This is a genomic window from Pedobacter alpinus, assembly GCF_042684645.1.
GTDB lineage: Bacteria > Bacteroidota > Bacteroidia > Sphingobacteriales > Sphingobacteriaceae > Pseudopedobacter > Pseudopedobacter alpinus.
Genome location: NZ_JBHULV010000046.1, coordinates 47,218 through 65,613, shown reverse-complemented (window position 1 = coordinate 65,613; position 18,396 = coordinate 47,218). Strand labels below are relative to the sequence as shown.

Annotated in this window: 18 protein-coding genes; 2 read left to right on the top strand and 16 right to left on the bottom strand. The window is 32.6% G+C overall.

Going from position 1 to position 18,396, the window contains the following annotated elements; all coding sequences use genetic code 11:
- Positions 1-18: 18 nt before the first annotated feature.
- The 8 genes from ACFSSE_RS13320 to ACFSSE_RS13285 form a co-directional block, all read right to left on the bottom strand.
- Positions 19-312, bottom strand: a complete 294-nt coding sequence (locus ACFSSE_RS13320; protein ID WP_379040379.1) for a hypothetical protein — start codon at positions 310-312, stop codon at positions 19-21.
- A gap of 136 nt (positions 313-448) precedes the next feature.
- Positions 449-1,147 (bottom strand): RloB family protein, encoded by a 699-nt coding sequence (locus ACFSSE_RS13315; protein ID WP_379040380.1) that lies wholly within the window; start codon positions 1,145-1,147, stop codon positions 449-451.
- Positions 1,137-2,471, bottom strand: a complete 1,335-nt coding sequence (locus ACFSSE_RS13310; RefSeq protein ID WP_379040381.1) for an AAA family ATPase — start codon at positions 2,469-2,471, stop codon at positions 1,137-1,139. Before ACFSSE_RS13310 ends, ACFSSE_RS13315 begins: the two co-directional genes overlap by 11 nt.
- An 81-nt stretch (positions 2,472-2,552) precedes the next feature.
- Positions 2,553-3,386 carry a hypothetical protein gene (locus ACFSSE_RS13305; protein ID WP_379040383.1) on the bottom strand — a complete coding sequence of 278 codons (834 nt, stop codon included), beginning with the start codon at positions 3,384-3,386 and terminating at the stop codon, positions 2,553-2,555.
- A gap of 47 nt (positions 3,387-3,433) precedes the next feature.
- Complete coding sequence (locus tag ACFSSE_RS13300) at positions 3,434-3,856, bottom strand: restriction endonuclease subunit S (RefSeq protein WP_379040385.1); 423 nt, start codon at positions 3,854-3,856, stop codon at positions 3,434-3,436.
- Positions 3,849-5,462 carry an HsdM family class I SAM-dependent methyltransferase gene (locus ACFSSE_RS13295; RefSeq protein WP_379040386.1) on the bottom strand — a complete coding sequence of 538 codons (1,614 nt, stop codon included), beginning with the start codon at positions 5,460-5,462 and terminating at the stop codon, positions 3,849-3,851. The genes ACFSSE_RS13300 and ACFSSE_RS13295 overlap by 8 nt, the downstream gene beginning before the upstream one ends.
- Positions 5,463-6,845 carry a type I restriction enzyme subunit R domain-containing protein gene (locus ACFSSE_RS13290; protein ID WP_379040387.1) on the bottom strand — a complete coding sequence of 461 codons (1,383 nt, stop codon included), beginning with the start codon at positions 6,843-6,845 and terminating at the stop codon, positions 5,463-5,465.
- On the bottom strand, positions 6,802-8,532 hold the full coding sequence (locus tag ACFSSE_RS13285; RefSeq protein ID WP_379040388.1) for a type I restriction endonuclease: 1,731 nt from the start codon (positions 8,530-8,532) through the stop codon (positions 6,802-6,804). Before ACFSSE_RS13285 ends, ACFSSE_RS13290 begins: the two co-directional genes overlap by 44 nt.
- A 509-nt stretch (positions 8,533-9,041) precedes the next feature.
- Here ACFSSE_RS13285 and ACFSSE_RS13280 point away from each other — a divergent pair.
- Positions 9,042-9,692, top strand: coding sequence for a hypothetical protein (locus tag ACFSSE_RS13280; RefSeq protein WP_379040389.1), 651 nt, complete (start codon positions 9,042-9,044; stop codon positions 9,690-9,692).
- A 179-nt stretch (positions 9,693-9,871) separates the two neighbouring features.
- Here ACFSSE_RS13280 and ACFSSE_RS13275 read toward each other — a convergent pair whose 3' ends face one another.
- The 4 genes from ACFSSE_RS13275 to ACFSSE_RS13260 form a co-directional block, all read right to left on the bottom strand.
- Positions 9,872-11,452 carry a S41 family peptidase gene (locus ACFSSE_RS13275; protein ID WP_379040390.1) on the bottom strand — a complete coding sequence of 527 codons (1,581 nt, stop codon included), beginning with the start codon at positions 11,450-11,452 and terminating at the stop codon, positions 9,872-9,874.
- 113 nt (positions 11,453-11,565) lie between these two features.
- Complete coding sequence (locus ACFSSE_RS13270) at positions 11,566-12,117, bottom strand: hypothetical protein (protein ID WP_379040391.1); 552 nt, start codon at positions 12,115-12,117, stop codon at positions 11,566-11,568.
- Positions 12,118-12,819, bottom strand: coding sequence for a hypothetical protein (locus tag ACFSSE_RS13265; protein WP_379040393.1), 702 nt, complete (start codon positions 12,817-12,819; stop codon positions 12,118-12,120).
- Positions 12,820-12,827: 8 nt separating this feature from the next.
- Positions 12,828-13,478, bottom strand: a complete 651-nt coding sequence (locus tag ACFSSE_RS13260) for an ABC transporter ATP-binding protein (RefSeq protein ID WP_379040394.1) — start codon at positions 13,476-13,478, stop codon at positions 12,828-12,830.
- A gap of 124 nt (positions 13,479-13,602) precedes the next feature.
- Between ACFSSE_RS13260 and sucC the strand changes: the two genes are divergently transcribed.
- Positions 13,603-14,793, top strand: a complete 1,191-nt coding sequence (gene sucC, locus ACFSSE_RS13255; RefSeq protein WP_379040395.1) for an ADP-forming succinate--CoA ligase subunit beta — start codon at positions 13,603-13,605, stop codon at positions 14,791-14,793.
- A gap of 114 nt (positions 14,794-14,907) precedes the next feature.
- Here the strand turns inward: sucC and ACFSSE_RS13250 are convergent, their stop codons facing one another.
- The 4 genes from ACFSSE_RS13250 to ACFSSE_RS13235 form a co-directional block, all read right to left on the bottom strand.
- Positions 14,908-15,819 carry a ribonuclease Z gene (locus ACFSSE_RS13250; RefSeq protein ID WP_379040397.1) on the bottom strand — a complete coding sequence of 304 codons (912 nt, stop codon included), beginning with the start codon at positions 15,817-15,819 and terminating at the stop codon, positions 14,908-14,910.
- Positions 15,820-15,848: 29 nt separating this feature from the next.
- Positions 15,849-16,226, bottom strand: a complete 378-nt coding sequence (locus tag ACFSSE_RS13245) for an STAS domain-containing protein (RefSeq protein WP_379040398.1) — start codon at positions 16,224-16,226, stop codon at positions 15,849-15,851.
- 54 nt (positions 16,227-16,280) lie between these two features.
- Positions 16,281-17,225, bottom strand: a complete 945-nt coding sequence (locus ACFSSE_RS13240; protein WP_379040399.1) for a phosphoribosylaminoimidazolesuccinocarboxamide synthase — start codon at positions 17,223-17,225, stop codon at positions 16,281-16,283.
- A 148-nt stretch (positions 17,226-17,373) separates the two neighbouring features.
- Positions 17,374-18,342 (bottom strand): PhoH family protein, encoded by a 969-nt coding sequence (locus tag ACFSSE_RS13235; protein WP_379040401.1) that lies wholly within the window; start codon positions 18,340-18,342, stop codon positions 17,374-17,376.
- Positions 18,343-18,396: the final 54 nt, after the last annotated feature.

The window sequence follows — 18,396 nt, the reverse complement described above, 5'->3', positions numbered from 1 at the left end:
GTTGATTTCGACTAAAGTTTAAGATGATTGATTTTGGATGTAAGGCATCGGAATACCTATTTTAAAAACCCTATTATAAGCTTTAATTTCCTTTTTAGCTTTTAATTCATCCTCAAAATTAAACTCAGGTTGTACTTTAATATCGCCAGCACTTGGATAAATAATCAAACAATCTATAATATCCGTTTTAGTTTTTGTGGACTTTAACTCTTCATAAACCTTTTTTAATCTAGCATAACCAGAAACTTGTCTAATATCTTGATGAATTTGACTAGCCTGATAGCTCACTTTATATTTGGCATCAACCACCATCTCGCTGCCTTCTGCGGTGATTAAAAAATCAAGCTGATTGCCGTAAGTTGAATATTGGACCTAACATAATTAGAAAATAATTTAATAAGGCAAATAAATTAAAATGAAATAATGTATGATTTCGATACATTAAACTCTATTTCTTTTTATTTCTATTCAATTCTTCTACAAGCTGATAAACTGTAGTACAAGGGCAATGCTTAGCATAGTTTTTATCAACTCCGAATTGCTTATGTAATTTTTTCGCCCTCCTTATTGCTAATTCTTGAGATGCGCCATTAAAATCATTATGCCTATCATAATGACCTTTACAATATTCAATAGTTTTTGCAGTATTATGAAAGCTTACCAATTGCCATTTAACTTTTAGAATATCATAAAGTTCTTCTCTTGTTATATTACTCTCAAGTTCTTGGTAGTGTAAAACAAACCATAATTCAAAAGCATCATTAGACCATGCTACTTTTAACCCATTTTGCTCTGCTTTATCTATAGAGCTGTTAAAATCTTGAGGTTGTGTGGCTGCTTCATCAGGTTTTATGTCATAATCAAACACACACCAAACCTCTCTATCTTTATTTTCTTCTTCTTGGCTCTTTTTTATTGCAAAATCAACCAATTTATTTTTGGTATTACACCCTCGCTCTATTATAACAGACTTTGAGGGTACTGGAAAACCCTCAAAGTAACAAGGCTCTGTATTTTTCCCTTCACAAATAATTAAAAATTTCTTTTTCTGTTCAATTTTTTCCTCAACGTAAGCAGTATTATTTACAAAAGCAATACTCCTTAGATAGGCTTCATATCTAGCTTCCTTACTTTGACTAATCGCCATAGTTTAGCTGATTTTCTTTAACTACCCAATCCATTTTATCTAGAAATGGAACCGCAGAATAACTACCTTGTAAATATTCTTTATCATAAGAGGCATCTTTACGCACTCCTTTAAATTCAATAAGACTAGTAGTTGAGCTTATACCAAACCTATTCTTATCTACCATGCAAATCTGGTCTCTTCTTAGTTTTGCTCTTCTAAGTAAACTTGCATCATGTGTAACAAAAATCAATTGAGCATGAAGTGGATTTGTTAATTCACTATTGAAAATTTGCACAATTTTTAACGTAAGATTAGGATGTAATCTAGCATCAAATTCATCTACTAACATTATACGCCCAGTTGCCAATGCATCTAAAATCAAAGAGCCTAGTGAAAATATTTTTGCAGTACCTTGCGATTCCCATTCTCCAAAAGGAACCGATATTTTATTAATAAATTCTCCTTTTTCATTATACCTAGAATGTAAAGAGAATAAGCTCACAGCCTTCCCTTTCTTTCCTTCTGAGATATTATTATTCATGTCTTTATGCAATTCCTTATCAACTAAATGATCGGGTAATTCGCCTATTTCTAATCCTTCAACTCCTGTGTCTGCAGCTATCATAAGTTCCTTAAGTGCCTCTTTCTCCTTTTCATTACCTTTCACTAATTTCCGCATAGCAGCACTAATTGCGTTGTCATCATAAGCACCATCAGCAGAAATAATTTTACGTATTTCATTCCGTAATCCCGAAAAAAGTAGGTTACCGCTCAATGCTCCAGCGGTTAAAAAAAGTGAGTCGGGCCTATATAGTTCAGTATTACCCTCAATGGCTTGGCTAACAAAAGGATCAGAATGAGATAGAATATCTTCATTTACTTTTACCCCATTGGGAGTTCGCATAAAATATTCAATTTGATCTTTCTCGCTATTTCCAGAAAATAACCATTCAAAATAGACTTTATCCTCAAATATTTGAAAGCCATATCTATAAACAATGCTTTGGTGTAAAAAAGAATACTGAAAAAAGACGGGTTGCTCATCCCATTCATTATCTGCTAACTGAAACCTATCGTCCCATATTTGAGCAGGAATACCTTCATTAGCTACAGAACGACTAACCATGTAGGTGAAAGCAGAGATTGCTGTAGCTAAATTACTTTTACCACTGGCATTTCCACCGAATATGGCTTTCGATTTCAGTAATCTTAAGCTGTCTTTTTCAAAAACATTTTCTTCTTCTAAACCTCCGTCATTTGCTCTTAAGGAACTAGCTTCTAAGCTGAATTTTTGAGGATCTTTGAACGAACGAAAATTCCCAAAATTGAATTCTATAAACATAATCCAAATGTAATATTATAATTGTGATTTTTTCACAATTATAAAGTCATATTTAAAATTAACTAAAGGGAGATTTAGAAATCAATTTTTTATTAATTTATTTATATCTCCCCCATACCCAACCTCCGGCTCCGCAGCTACATTTAAACCCTCCTCAACTTCTCCAACTTTTACCTGCCCATTCATTAACATAGGCAATAACCAATCTCTTAACTCTGCTAGTTTTTGGTTTTGTTTTAAATTGACTTGTCGTTTCTTTTCGTAAAGGGATGTAATATTCTGGAACTTCGTTAATAAGTTTTCTTCAGGTACTGCAACTATATAATTATTGACAAACATTTCAAAAAGTAAATTTTTGATCCCGCTTGTTTTGCCTTCAAAACCAAAGAGTATTCCATTATCATACGCTCTATTCCAAGAGTTTACAAAAAAGAAGAATTGATTTTCAGATTTTAATGAAACAGCTTTACAAAAGTTTGAGCAAATTAAAGGATTATCAAAACGCTCCAATACTTCCTTAGTAATAAATCCTAATCGTCCTGTAGATTGAGTTGGGCTACCTCCAGATATCTCAACCACTAAATCAAACTCTAACAATATTTTATGCTCATTCTTCTCTAGAATAAATCTTGTTGGAGCTTTAACTTCACCTTTTCCATTTATTCCATTAATATCAGCTCCCCTAATACATTCTACCTTTATAACGTAGTTTCCTTCGCTTTCCTCTTTACCCCAATCTCCACTTTTATCATTTAAAATAAAATTTGCCAAACTCTTCACCTCCCACCCCTCAGGAATCTCCCTTTTCAAAACCTCATTATAAACCATTTTACCACCAGAACTTTTATAAGGTTTACCATTGGCATCAGGAAAATCAAATTGAACAAACCAATAATCATAAAGCAATTTAGCCATGCCCTCCAATTCTTGGTTGATGCAGTTATTGAGTTCTATTTTATCATCTAATGCAGAAAGTACTGAGGCGATTTGTTTTTGGGTGGGGTATCTTTATAGCAAAGAACCTTAATAGGATGCAAATGATTTCTATTCATAGTTGGCACACCAGAGCCACTTTTATAATCATTTAATTTTAGTGATTTTAAGAGGTAAAAAATATATTTCACATTATTTCCTTTAAAATCCTTAATAAATAAAGACGTATTATGAGGAAAAAAATCCTGTTTAATCAAATGTGGTAAACCCACAGTACCACTACGGCCAATTGTAATACCAGGTGATTTTACTTTTGCAACATTATGATATCCTAAAACTCCATTTGATGATATAACTGGGATGTTACCTGTTTTAAATTCACTTTTCGGGAGGTCATACCCTCTTTGAAATTCTACAAGCTCACCTAATTCCGTGGTAGTTATTTTAATCATATCTCAGCCCCTTCAAAGCTTCCTCTATCTTTAATTCCAAAGCATTACTCTCTTTAAACAAATCAGCCAAGCTACTTTCAAAACCATTCATTTTAGCTTTAAATTCATCAGCTGTAATATCTGTATATTCAATTTTTACTTCAAAATACTGCCCAGCACTTAAAGAATAATTTTTAGCTTCCACTTCGGCAGCGGTTACCACTACACTAAAATCTTCTTCAGCTCGCTTTTCATTAAAAACATTAATAATTCGGGCTTCTTCATCAAAAGTTAAAACCGTACGTTGGTTTTTACCATCTTTTACAGTTTCGCCTAGCTTACTGGCATCCATTAAAACAATATGTTCGCTATCGCTCTGTTTATCCAAAAACAAAATAGAAACATTGGTGCCCGTACTGGCAAAAATATTACTAGGCATACTCACTACGCCACGTAACATATTGCGTTTTACTAAGGCTTCGCGTATATTTTTTTCTATTCCACTTTGTGCGGTAATAAAACCGGTAGGCACTACAATGGCGGCTTTACCTTTTGTGCTTAAGCTATGCATAATGTGCTGTATAAACAGCAAGTAAATGGCCATGCTTTCTTTTTTGGTTTTTGGCACATTGGGAATGCCAGCAAAAAAGCGACTTTTATTAATATCTGTATCTAAGGAGGCGCTAAAATCAGAGAAATCTAATTTAAATGGCGGGTTAGATACAATATAGTCAAATTTATTGTCTCGGTAATAAGGCTCTGCAATGGTATTGCCTTTAATAATATGCGGGATAGAATGCGAAAGGTTATTCAATACCAAATTTAAACGCAACATATTGCTTGATTTTTGCGAAATATCTTCACAGTAAATGCTGCAATTTTCCTCGCCAATGGCATGGGCAATATTCATGAGTAAAGTACCAGAACCCGCACTAGGATCATAACATTTTACGTTTTGCACTTTATCTGTCACCAATATAGCTGCCATAATACGGGCAACGGCATGTGGCGTATAGTATTCGGCATATTTACCACCGCTATCGGTATTGTAGTCTTTAATCAGGTATTCAAAAATGGTGGCAAAGAAATCATACTTCTCGCTAAACATGTGCTCAAAACTAAATTCGAACAGTTTGGAGATTAAAGCTTTGCAAAAATTATCGCGTTGCGAGGAATCGGATATAAAATTACTCAACTCGTCAAACATTTTATTTTTAGCGCCCGAGCTAGATTTTACCGAGAATATAGCCGTATTTTGAATGCTAATTTCTCTTAGCGTATCGTCAAATAGTTTGGCAAATTCGGGCTTATTTTGCCTATTATGTAAATAAGTAATGGTTTGGTGTGCTTTAATTTGTGGCGTATCGGCATTTACAAAGGATAGTAAAAACTGGTATTCCTCTTCTCCTATGGCTTCTAATGCTTCCTGAAAATTTTCGGCATTTTTTAAAATCTCGCTTTCTTTTTTTATTTCATACACAAACTTATCGTTGATAAACTTGTACAAAAAAACTTGGGTGATGATTTTAAATTCGTTGCCATCGTTACCTAAACCGTAATTGGCGCAAACACTTTTTAAGCTGTCAATTAGTTTTTTGGTTTGGGTAATAAAATTAAGGTCGGTCATTTATAGTCTGTTGTGGTATTGGTTTAAATATTCGCTGGCTATTAAGGTGTTAATGGCTTGCGTGGTGTTAAAATCTAATTTTATTTTCTGGTTTTTCACAAACTCGGTTGATACCAGGTTTAATAAATTGCGGTTAAAATAAGCTTCGTTATCTAACAGATTATGGTTATTTAACAATTGGGCATCGGCTAAATTTTTAACGTTGTACAAAGCATCATACAATTGTATTTCTTTGGTGCTTACATCGGCCCTAGCCAAAATGCGTTTATGTACGCGAGCATATTTTTCGTCATGCTCATATTTTGCTTTTAACAAATTGTTTTTTCGGTTCAGTTCTTTTGCTTTATCGTATATGGCATTTAACAAAAAAATGTTTTCTCGCATATCTTCCTGCCCTACTTCGTCTAAATTCTTTTTCTTAAAAATGCGTTCTAGTTCTTGCTTTAGGCTGATGAATGCCGGGTCTTTTGGGTCGAAATTATCTTGTAATGCCTCTCTTGTTTTTTTGAGCTGATTACGCAATTGGTCGGCTATAATTAATTCTTCTTCAGATACTTTTACAAACTGAAAGAAAATATCTTCTAAGGCACTATTGAGTAAATTGGTGGTATCGGCGTCGTTATTAATGGCATCAATAAGGTTTAATTTATCTAATTGTGCTTTGGTAATACCTAATAATTGGTTCAGTTTAAAGAAATCTATTTGCGCTAATAAATCATCAAATCCTTGTAGCCTGATGATGTTTTTTAACTCTTTGGCATTTTGCAATACCTTAATTAATTCGTTTAAATCTTTCTTGTTTTTTATCTGCTCTATTTGCAGTCTAAAAAGTTCGGCATTTTTAATATCGTAGCTAAATACAGCTTCTTTAATTTCTTGTATTTCTGATGCTATTTCTTCTTGCGATTTAAACAAACTGGTATAGTGAGACATTTCGTCGCCCAATTCGCTTTGCAATTCGGCAAAATAATTATCGTTGGTTTCTTTAAATGCCTTGCTGATATCGGCAAAATCTACCACATAGCCGTAGCGGTATTTTTTATAAGGGCGATTTACCCTGGTTAGCGTTTGTAGTAAATTATGGTCTTTTACCACTCTTGCCAAATACAATTTCTTTAAGCGATGCGCATCAAAACCTGTAAGCAACATGTTAAAAACAAACAGCATATCTATCTCACCTGCTTTAAAAGCTTTTACAGCTTCTTTTCTGAAATCTCTATCGTTTACGTCATGAAGAATTAAAGCGGCTTTTAATTTTTTATTACCGTATTTTTCTTCTGGTTCGGCAGCTAAATTAAATTCGGTAATGTTTTGTTGGCCATGTAATTCTTCAAAATAGCTAAACAATTCTTTGGCTTGGTCTGATGTATCGCAAACCACCATAGCCACCCAAAGAATGATCGGATTCTTTGTTTCTAAAACTGATTAAATCTTTCAGGATATAATCTAACATGGGTTTCACAAATTTTGGATGTGCAAAAACCTGACTTTTAGAAATATCGCCTTGTTGTATTTTTATTTGATCCAATACATCTTGCATTTGCATTTTGTATTTGGTATCAATCCCTTCTCTAATTAAGCGTAAAGTATAACCATCTGCCACAGACATATTGTAATAATACTTGTGGATATAATCGCCAAAAAGCACTTTAGAATCAAAATCTTTAGCTACTTCTTTTAAAAGCGGCGTACCTGTTAAAGCTATACGGACTGCGTTTTCATCAGATTTTAGCAAGTTGACCAAAAAGCTTCCTTTAGGGTTATAACTGCGGTGTGCTTCATCAATAAAATATACCCTTTGGATATTCACATCGTAAGCTAAATCTTTAGGTACGCTGGTTTCTTCTGTAAATTTTTGAATGTTTACAATGGAGATTTCGGCCTTGCCTGTATGGTTATGGATGGTGCTTACTTTCTTAATATCGGCTAAAAATTCTTGTCGAGAGTTTACTTTGTTTACAGTAAGTCCGCGTTTTAAAAATTCGTTGCTGGCTTGGTCTGCTAAATCAATCCTATCTACTATAAAGTAAAATTTAGCAATGGTATTTCTTTTTTGGTAGTAATCTGTTAAAAAATTGACGTTATAATAGGCCAAAGCTGTTTTTCCGCTGCCTTGGGTATGCCAAATAATGCCCTTTTTGATGCCTTTATCTAGTACTTTTTCTACTGCTTTTGTAGCAAATATTTGCGGATAGCGCATAATGTGCTTTTGCAAAGTGCTTAGTCCTTCGGCTTTATCTTCTACATAAGCAATGGCATACTTTAATATAAATTTTAAACGCTCTTTGCTAAATAAAGAAGTGCTTATTCTATTTGTTGGCGTGTTGTAATCTTTATTGGTGATAAATTCTCCCGAATATTTAATCGCATTGACATGATTATCTTTTAATATCAGGTTTTCAATATCCTCGTTCTCGGGTTTTAATAGTGTGGTTAAGTTTAAATTTTCTTCTTCTCTAAAATAATTGAAATGCAAATTTGCATAAGCCGAAGTGGCATAATAAGCACCTTGAATAGGTTCTATAACGCCATCTTCGTAATTCATATTGTTAGAAAAAACCATCAGCTGGGTAATGTTAGCAAAACGCTTAAATTTCTTGTTCTGAAACCGGCTGTTCATTCGGTTACGTTCTGCTAAAATCCCTTCGGTATTGTTTGGCTTTTTTACCTCAATAAATACCAGTGGCATTCCGTTAATTAAAAGCGTAATATCTGGTCTAAATTCTTCGTCGCCGTTTTTGCAGGTTAATTCGGTAGTAACATGGAAAGTGTTGTTTTCAAAATTCTCGAAATCTATGAGTTTAATCCCCGATGTTTTGGTGAGTTCTTGATAAAAAGCCCTACTTAAATCGTCGTAATCTAGTTTTAAAGATAGTTCAATCAATAAACGACCGACCTCTTCTTCTGTAATTCCTTTATTAATGTTTAATAACGCACTTTTAAATAAGGCAGGAAAAATATTTGTTTCTTCTGCTCTAATTTGTTCTTTACGTGGGATATAAGTATAGCCCAAACGTACTAAATGTAAAAGTGCTGGTATTTTTACTCTCGAATCTTCGTTAAAAGCCATTAATAATTTAATATTGCAAAAGGTAATTTTTCATGTTTTAAATAGATAAAGGCATCTATTAATTTAGCTTGTGGGTAAAGATATATTTTAGAAAAGGTTTTTGCAAGGCATGTTTTCAGATTGTATCATTATGCTTTTTTCGATTTAAACGCTCCTTTTTTCTATTACAAAAACCTTTTTGGTTTAGCTTAGAAATATGTTTTTCCTCCCACAACCCTCTCCAAAGGGAGAAACTTATGTTATGGTAAGAAACAGCGTGAATTTGTATTTAATTATTGCCATTTGATATTTCCTAAAAATTAAACCTATAAGGTTTCAAAAACCTTATAAGTTTGTTTTAAATTGATATACTATATGAGGCCACAGTTGGAGGAAAAAGGCTTCATCTTTGCTAACAATTAATTGCGTACAATATCCAAAAAGATATTTCTTAAACTTTACTGAACAAGAAATAAGATCGAAGTCAAAAACATTTTTTAAAATCAATTTATTATAAGCCTCTTAAATTCATGATCAAAGTTAAATTATCTCTACTTTTTCTCTTAGGCATTGCTTTTAATGCTTGTGTAGATTCTAACCTAAAACAAAGTACCAGCGCAACGGAAAAAGATAGTATAAGTGGTTTAGAAATAGATTCCGCAAAAATAGATTCCACAAAAACGGTAAAATCAGAAGAAATTGAATATGCTTTGGCATTAAGTGAAAATGCGATAAAAATTGTTAATGCCAATAATGGTTCTACCAGCGATATTACCTTGGGGATGCCTTTTGAGCAGGTGGTAAACTCGGTTAGTAAAGTCTTAAATTCTAGTCCTAATATTAACATCAATAGCGAATGTGGTGCTGGTCCTTTAAAATTTGCAAGTTTTAACAATGGCTTAAGCCTTCTTTTTCAAGAGAAAAATGCAGAATGGTTATTTGCTGGTTGGGCAGCTAACCAAATACAAAAACCAATATCAAAATTAAGCACCATGGCGGGAGTAGGCATTGGCAGTACCAGAAAAGAAATGGAGAGTGCTTATGTGATTACCGTATCAAAAACTAGTTTAGGAAATGAATTTGCTACCAAAGGCGGCAATCTTTTTGGGATTTTTAATGGCCCAAGCCAAGATGCCAAAATTACTAATTTATGGAGCGGACTAAGCTGTAACTTTAGGTAGGTAATTACCATTAAACATTGCATATCAAAGTCAAAAGAATTGATAGGTCAGACAATTATTTACAATGCAGGGAAGCCTCTGCTTTGATTCTAAAGAAAAAACCTATAAGGTTTTAAAAACCTTATAGGTCTGCTAAATCAAAAATCAAAGAAATGTTTTCTTACCCCAAATCTCCAACTCTATTTCACATTCTTAGGTACATCAATCATCCCTTTAAAATCGCTTGGCATGTAAATGTTTTTGGTAATCTCATTACTTTTAGAAACTTGTTTAGTACCATTTACTCTGAGATTAGAATTTGATGAATTCACAAATCTGTTGTTAACTATATAATTAATTGCTGATGCTAATGAAAGTTCATTTGGGTTTCCGAAATCTCTTCTAACATCATCATCTTCTTCATAATTTGGTACAATACCCGCAAAATAATTCCCTTCCCCTAAAGAGTTTCTGGTAGAAAATGAAGATAAATAAAGTTCATATTTATCTATGCGCACCGGAAAAAAACCAACTGGCTTGCCGTAAGATTTACTACCAACAGTTTTAACATCTAAATATGGTTTTAATGAATTTATTACCAATTCACTTGCAGAAGCTGTATTTTCTGTAGTGATAAAAACCACTTTGCTAATGTTATTTAAGCCACCAGCTTTTGAAAAATAAGAAGTATTTGAAGCTTGATCATAAGAAACATTATCTGCATAATTGGCTACCTTTCCGTTAACAAAAACAATTTTATCATCTTGATCTCTGATAGGTTGGTTTTTTAAAATACTTGCCCTACCAGCTTGCAAAGCTGCATTGTAAGTTTCTATAAACATTACCTTGCTATTTAAACTTGAAGGCGCAATAAGATTTAATAAATCTTCTGCTGTGCTAACAAAGCCACCGCCATTATACCTTAAGTCGATAACCAAGTCAGTTACATTTGCAGTAGCAAATTTCGCAAAAACGTTGGTTAATGCAGCTTTAGAATTTTTTTCGTCTGTAAATTTAGCATAAGCCAAATAACCTATTTTTTTTGAGCCATTGGTTAAAACGGTATCCTTGTATATGGGGCTGCTGGTGTATTTTGTTTTATTCAAAATGTAACTATAGGAAGTACCATCCTTCTTTTTACCTTCAATGGTTATGGTACTGTTATTAATTGCAGTATTAATAAAATCAGACTCAGCATTAAAGTTAGTGCCAATTGTTCTTCCATCAATTTGATCTATATAGTCGCCCCTACCTAAGCCTTTTAAAGCAGAAGGCGAACCTGGTGAAGCAAATTGAAAGTATATTCTGTAATTATTTAAACTGCCAACTAAAGCTAAAGAAAAACCAAAATCATTTCCTTCGCCGCTATTATTTATAGCACCTGAAGTATTTGGTACAGCAGTTAACTTACCACTTGTAATTAAATCTTCTATGTATGCATATTTAGTATCATTTGGGTCTTCTTCGTTAAATTCATAAGGCCTGCTATTTAACGGGTTAATTCCAAACCGAGTAATGGCAAAAAGTTCGTCTTTTAATTGTGTAATTAGATCTCCTGAATTAAATCTTCCTCTAGGGTTAAATACATTATAGGTAGGTAAATCTGTGTTCCAGAGGTACAATTCTTTGGCATACAGAAACATGGAATCTTTCGTTAACTCATCTCTACTGCCAGTTGCTATTGGAGAATCATTGTTAGATATATTGTCTTTTTTGCAAGCACTAAAAAAAGCACTTATTAAAATACTTACTAAGGTTATTTTTATGAATGTTTGTCTCATTAGCTTTTTTTAAACTTATTTACGTCAAACGCTAGTTTTGGGTTTTTTATTCCGTCATACATAAACTATAATTTTTTTCATCCAAACCTAACTGAAAAAACAAGCCTTTTAAACTATTGTTTGCTAACAACTAATACATTATCAATTTGAAGGTTATTTTCTTCAAGCAAATAATCAAGTGCTGGTGTTGTTGATGTTTGAGAAAACTCATCTGTAAAGTAGAGTTTCAAATATTGCTCTAAACCATTCCATTCGGTTTGCTTAATTTTATTGAGTTGTTGTTCTGGTTTGCCTGTAGTTAAAATAAATATTTGTTTTCTATTAATAACCAATTCTTGCAAAAGCTCTAAAGCCTCTTTATAAAGCAATAATTTTAGTGGTAGGTTTGCATTTGTAAATAGTAAATCAAGGTTTTCTTTATACTTTTTATCAATACCAAAGGCATTAACAACTTCTTCAAACATATTTAAGTTACCATGCACTTCGTATCTTTTACTTATAAAATCTAACATTTCTTGTGGTGGCGGAAAAGTTTCTAAGTATTCGATAAAATTGGCAAACAGATAATAAACCTGTAAATCGTAATCTTTTTTAGGGACAAGCACATTATCAAATTCAAAAACAACGGCTGTTTTATGGGCTTCAATATCTTTATAATTTATCATCTATAAGGCAGCATTTTTTATTCTAATCATTTGATTATTAACGGAAACAACATGCATCAATCCTTTTAATTTATTTTGCGATTGTATATTGTTTAGTTGAGCCAAAGTTTCAGCACTAATATTTGCATAGCTCAAAATTTTATTTTCATATATGAGCACATAAAATTGCTGGAGCATACCAGTTACTTTATGCAATTGCAATTTTTTAAAACTGCTTTGATTAAACCATTTCCCTAATTGGTTAAAATTGATTCGATTTATCTGATTCCAGATTAAGGAATTATCGTTTACAGCATCATCTAATAAAATCATGTCCCCACAATTTTCTGCATCAGCAATTGCAATTGTTTGATTTGGGTAGCCTAAAGCAATTAATCCAGATGATAATTCTGCAAAAGTGCTAACTTCTTTATCAAATACATTGAAATGATTTAAATTATTTGGCGTTAGCATAATTTCTATTCCATACTCGCTAAATAAAACCTCTGATTCTAAAAGAGGTATTATTTCTGAACTTCTTAATGGATAAAGTTGTTCTATTTGATGGTCTAAGCAAAAAGCCAACAACTGATGAGCAATAGCATTACTATTTGATGGCGGAAAATTTTCAAAATTATCGCCAAATAAAACTTCTTCGTTTTTTAATAAATAAGCTAATTGGTAGCTTGCAAAATGACTTGCGGTAGTTATAAGTACTTTCAATTTGTATATTAAAATATTAAACCATCTTTCATCACAATTTTTCGATCGGCCATATCAGCTAGTTCCTCGTTGTGAGTTACAATGATAAAAGTATGGTTAAAACGGTCTCTCAAATCTAAAAAAAGCTGATGTAGCTCTTTTGCATGTTGCGAATCTAAATTACCAGAAGGTTCATCGGCTAAAATTAAATCTGGTTTGTTAATTAAAGCTCTTGCTACGGCAACACGTTGCTGTTCTCCTCCAGACATTGCAGCTGGTTTATGGTGAATTCTATCCTTTAAACCCAAAAGTGTAAGCAATTCTAAAGCTCTTTTTTCTGCATCTGCTTTTGATGTTTTAGCAATAAAGGCTGGGATGCAAACATTTTCTAAAGCGGTAAATTCTGGCAATAGATGATGAAACTGAAAAATAAATCCAATGTTCTTATTTCTAAAAGCACTTAAATTTTTCTGACTTAATTTTGTGATATCACTATCATTAATAAAAACCTCACCTTTATCTGGCTTATCTAAGGTTCCTATAATATGCAATAAGGTACTTTTACCGGCTCCAGATGCGCCAACGATGCTCACAATTTCTCCTTTTTTAACCTCTAAAGTTACATTCTTTAGTATTTGGAGTTCTCCGTAATTCTTCTCAATGTTTAAAGCTCTTAGCATTTTTCAAAAATAAACAAAAGAATTATCAAATAAATGTTATTAAAATCAATAAAAATGAATTTAATGCTGTTTTAGGTTTTGTTTTTAGGATGGTATTTGTAATTTCACATCAAATTTTTAGAAGATGAACATTCACGAATATCAAGGTAAACAAATTCTTAAAAGTTTTGGAGTTCGCATACAAGAAGGAATTGTTGCTGAAACACCAGAACAAGCTGTAGAAGCTGCCAAAAAATTAAAAGAAGATTACAACTCTGATTGGGTTGTGATTAAAGCACAAATTCACGCAGGTGGAAGAGGAAAAGGCGGCGGTGTAAAACTGGCTAAAAATTTAGAGGAAGTAAAGCAAAGAGCAACCGACATTTTAGGTATGCAGTTGATTACGCCACAAACTAGTGCCGAAGGTAAATTAGTTAGAAAAGTTTTAGTAGCACAAGATGTTTACTATCCAGGTGCTTCAGAAACTAAAGAATTTTATGTTTCTGTATTATTAAACCGTTCTACAGGCAAAAACATCATTATGTACTCTACCGAAGGTGGAATGGATATTGAAGAAGTTGCAGAACACACTCCACACTTAATTTTTAAAGAAGAGATTGACCCTAAAGTTGGCTTACAAGGTTTCCAAACTCGTAAAATTGCTTTTAACTTAGGTTTATCTGGTAACGCTTTTAAAGAGATGACTAAATTTATAGCTGCTCTTTACAAGGCTTATGATGCTACAGATTCTTCAATGTTTGAAATTAATCCAGTATTAAAAACATCTGATGATAAAATTTTAGCGGTTGATGCTAAAGTTGACATTGATGATAATGCTTTATTCCGTCATCCAGATTTTGCAGCAATGCGTGATACTGATGAAGAAGACCCAACTGAAGTTGAAGCATCTGCAAGCAACCTAAACTATGTTAAATTGGACGGAAACGTTGGTTGTATGGTTAACGGTGCTGGTTTAGCAATGGCTACAATGGATATTATTAAGATTGCTGGGGGTGAGCCTGCAAACTTTTTAGACGTTGGTGGTACAGCTAATGCAACAACTGTAAAAGCTGCTTTTCAAATTATTTTAAAAGACCCTAAAGTTGAGGCAATTTTAATTAACATTTTTGGAGGCATTGTACGTTGCGATAGAGTAGCACAAGGTGTTATTGATGCATATACTGAAATGGGAAACATTAGTGTGCCTATTATTGTAAGGTTACAAGGTACAAACGCAGTTGAAGCTAAGAAATTGATTGATGATTCTGGTTTGAAAGTGTTCTCTGCCATTTTATTAAAAGAAGCTGCTGATTTAGTATCAGAAGTTTTAGCATAATTTTTAAACTTTCAAAAGCCTTATAAGGCTTTTAATAACACAAAATCCTGATTGAAAAATCAGGATTTTGTGTTTTATATGAGATTTTTTATAAACTATGTTTACTGCAAACCTCTAAATCATAAAAGTTTCGCCTTCATTAGCCAAATAAGTTTCACTAAAAATATCTCTGGCTTCTAACAACATTGGAGATAAATCTCTATACCTTGCAGAAAAGTGACCAATCAAAAGCTTTTTAACCTTCATTTCTTTAGCTATTTGAGCTGCTTCATAAGAAGTGGTATGAAAAGTTTCTTTTGCTCTATCAACCATATCATGCATAAATGTAGATTCGTGATATAAAGTATCAACTTCTAATAGTTGCTCAATATATGAACCATCAGCAACTGTATCAGAACAATAAGCATAAGCTTTTGGAACATCCGCATCTAAAGTTAAATCTTCTGCTTTATGATTTACGCCATTGCTATCTTTAAAATCTATACCTTTTTTTAATAAGGCATAAAATTGTTGTGGCACATTTAATTCCTCTGCAAGTTCTTTATTGATTTTTCTTAATCGCTGTTTTTCTTTAAAGAGGAACCCAGTACAAGGTAATCTATGGTTAAGAATAATTGTCTCTACAATTAAATCATTGGTTTCTAAAATCACCTCAGATTTATTGGTATGTGTAAACTTATATTCAATTGGGAATTTTATAATTGTACCAGAGTGTTTAAATTGTAATTCTAATATTTCTTGAATTTCTTTTGGCGTGTACAAAAACAAAGGCTTGGTTCTTCCATTTAAATGCATGGAAGAGATTAAACCAATAAGGCCAAAGAAGTGATCGCCGTGTAAATGACTAATAAAAATATGGTCTATTTTATGATACTTTATGCCGTAACGAAGCATTTGCTGTTGAGTGCCTTCACCGCAATCAATCATCAATAGCTTTTCGTTAATATTTAATATCTGAGAAGTAGGGTTTCTATGAAATATAGGTGTTGCCGAACTACTGCCCAAAATTGTGACTTCAAATTTCATAGGTTCGGTTTGGATTAGAAAATTAGAGCTTATTTCATCTCTCTTTTTAGTTGTTTTTCAACTTCTTCCATAAAAATTAAATCTATGGCTTCTTCTACTTTAGGTACAATTGTAATTACGTTATCTAACTGCGAAATAGTAATTAACCTTGATACTGCCTCGTTAATTCCTGTTAAAATAAAAACGCCATCAGCATTTTTACATAACCTGTGGCCAACTAATAAACTACTTAAACCGCTAGAATCTGCATATTTAACATGAGACATATCTAAAATAATATTTCTTTGACCTTCTGTGTTAGTTAAAATCAATTCAGATTTTAATTGCGGAGATACCAAAGAGTTTAGTTTAGCCTCGTTTAACTTTATTAAAATGTATTTTTCGTGTTTATCTACAGTAAATTTCATATCAATACTTAATTGTCTAAGTTAATTATTTTATTTAAAAAAAGAATATAATAATTAAAGATGATTTAATACGTTTAAAACGTTGTTTTCTACCCTATTATAAACATCATTTGCATCTTCTTTTATAAAAGGTTTACCAGTAATTTTCTCATAAAGCTCAATATATCTATCAGAAATTGATTTTACTTTATCCGCATCCATAATTGGCACTTGCTGTCCCTCTTTTCCTTGAAAGCCATTTTCTATCAACCATTTTCTAACAAATTCTTTCGATAATTGCTTTTGTGGCTCATTTTTATCTTGTAAATCTTGGTAGCTATCTTTATAAAAATATCTTGAAGAATCAGGTGTGTGAATTTCATCAATTAAATAAATTACCCCATTGGTTTTTCCAAATTCATATTTAGTATCAACCAAAATTAAACCACGTTCAGCAGCTATTTCTGTACCTCTTTGGTATAATGCTCTGGTGTACTCTTCTAACTTCAAAAAATCTTCTTCACTAACAATTCCTTTAGCTAAAATAGCTTCTCTAGAAATATCTTCATCATGTCCAACAGATGCTTTTGTTGTAGGCGTGATAATTGGCTCTGGTAATTTATCGTTTTCTTTTAAACCTTCTGGTAATTTAACGCCACAAACTTCACGTTTTCCTAAAGCATACTCTCTGGCTGCATGTCCTGCTAAATAACCTCTGATAACCATTTCTACTTTAAATGGTTCGCAAATTTTACCAATTGTAACACTTGGATCAGCAACTTTAACCACCCAGTTTGGCACTATGTCTTTTGTGGCATCTAAAAATATAGCTGCAATTTGATTTAAAACTTGCCCTTTATAAGGTATAGCTTCTGGTAAAACCACATCAAAAGCAGAAATTCTATCACTAACAACCATTACCAAATACTCATTGTTAATGGTATAAACGTCTCTTACTTTACCTTTATAAAACCCTGTTTGGTTAGGGAATTTGTAATTTGTTTCTTTTATTGCTTGCATTGTTTTTTAGATGTGAGTATTGAAATATGAAAATTGAGAACTTTTATAGTTTTCTATTTCAAATCATTACTCAAATTTTTATTCGTTTTTTATTCTATTAGCTATGAAATTTGCAAATCAGTCTCAAATCTAGTATCTCAAATCTACTTTACTGAATATCTCCGTAAGCTTCTAATATTTTAACCACTAACTTATGACGCACCACATCTTTACCACTTAAATAAATCACATCAATACCTTTAATTCCATCTAAAATTCTTAGGGCATTGTGTAAACCAGATTGTTGTTTTTTAGGTAAATCTATCTGGGTAACATCTCCGGTTACAATAAATTTAGCCGATGGTCCCAACCTTGTTAAAAACATTTTTAACTGCATATCGGTAGCATTTTGCGCTTCATCCAAAATTACAAAACAATTATCTAAAGTACGGCCACGCATAAAAGCTAATGGCGCAATTTCAATGGTTCTATTTTCTAAATAGGTTTTCAGCTTGTCAGCAGGAATCATATCATCCAAAGCATCATAAAGCGGACGCAAGTAAGGGTCTATTTTCTCTTTTAAATCACCAGGTAAAAAACCTAAATTTTCTCCTGCTTCTACTGCGGGTCTGGTTAAAATAATTCTTTTTATTTCTTTGTTTTTTAAAGCCCTTACTGCCAAAGCTACCGCAGTATAAGTTTTACCAGTTCCGGCGGGGCCTATTGCAAATAAAACATCATTTTTAATAATACTGCCCACCATACGCCTTTGGTTATCGGTTCTGGCCTTCACCATTATTCCGTTTGGTCCAAAAACTATAACCTCCGATGATGAATTTGCAACATCAGCACCTTCTGTATTTTCTGATTTCACAACAGGTCTTGCAGATTCACCTAAAATTGCAGATACATCGTTAGTAGATAAATTTTGATATTTATCTAAGTGCTCAATAATAGCTGTTAATTTTTCATTAAAAATGGTGAGCTCTTTTTCATCGCCAATTGCCTTAACTTCATTACCTCTGGCAACTACTTTAAGTTTTGGAAAAGAGCGTTTTATTAATTCAAAATACTCATTATTTGGCCCCCAAAGCACTGCTGGGTTAACGGCTTCTAAAGTAATTTTCAGTTCGTTCATTTATAGATTTTACGTTTCTGATATTAATATGAATTAAAAATTTGATATTTGTAG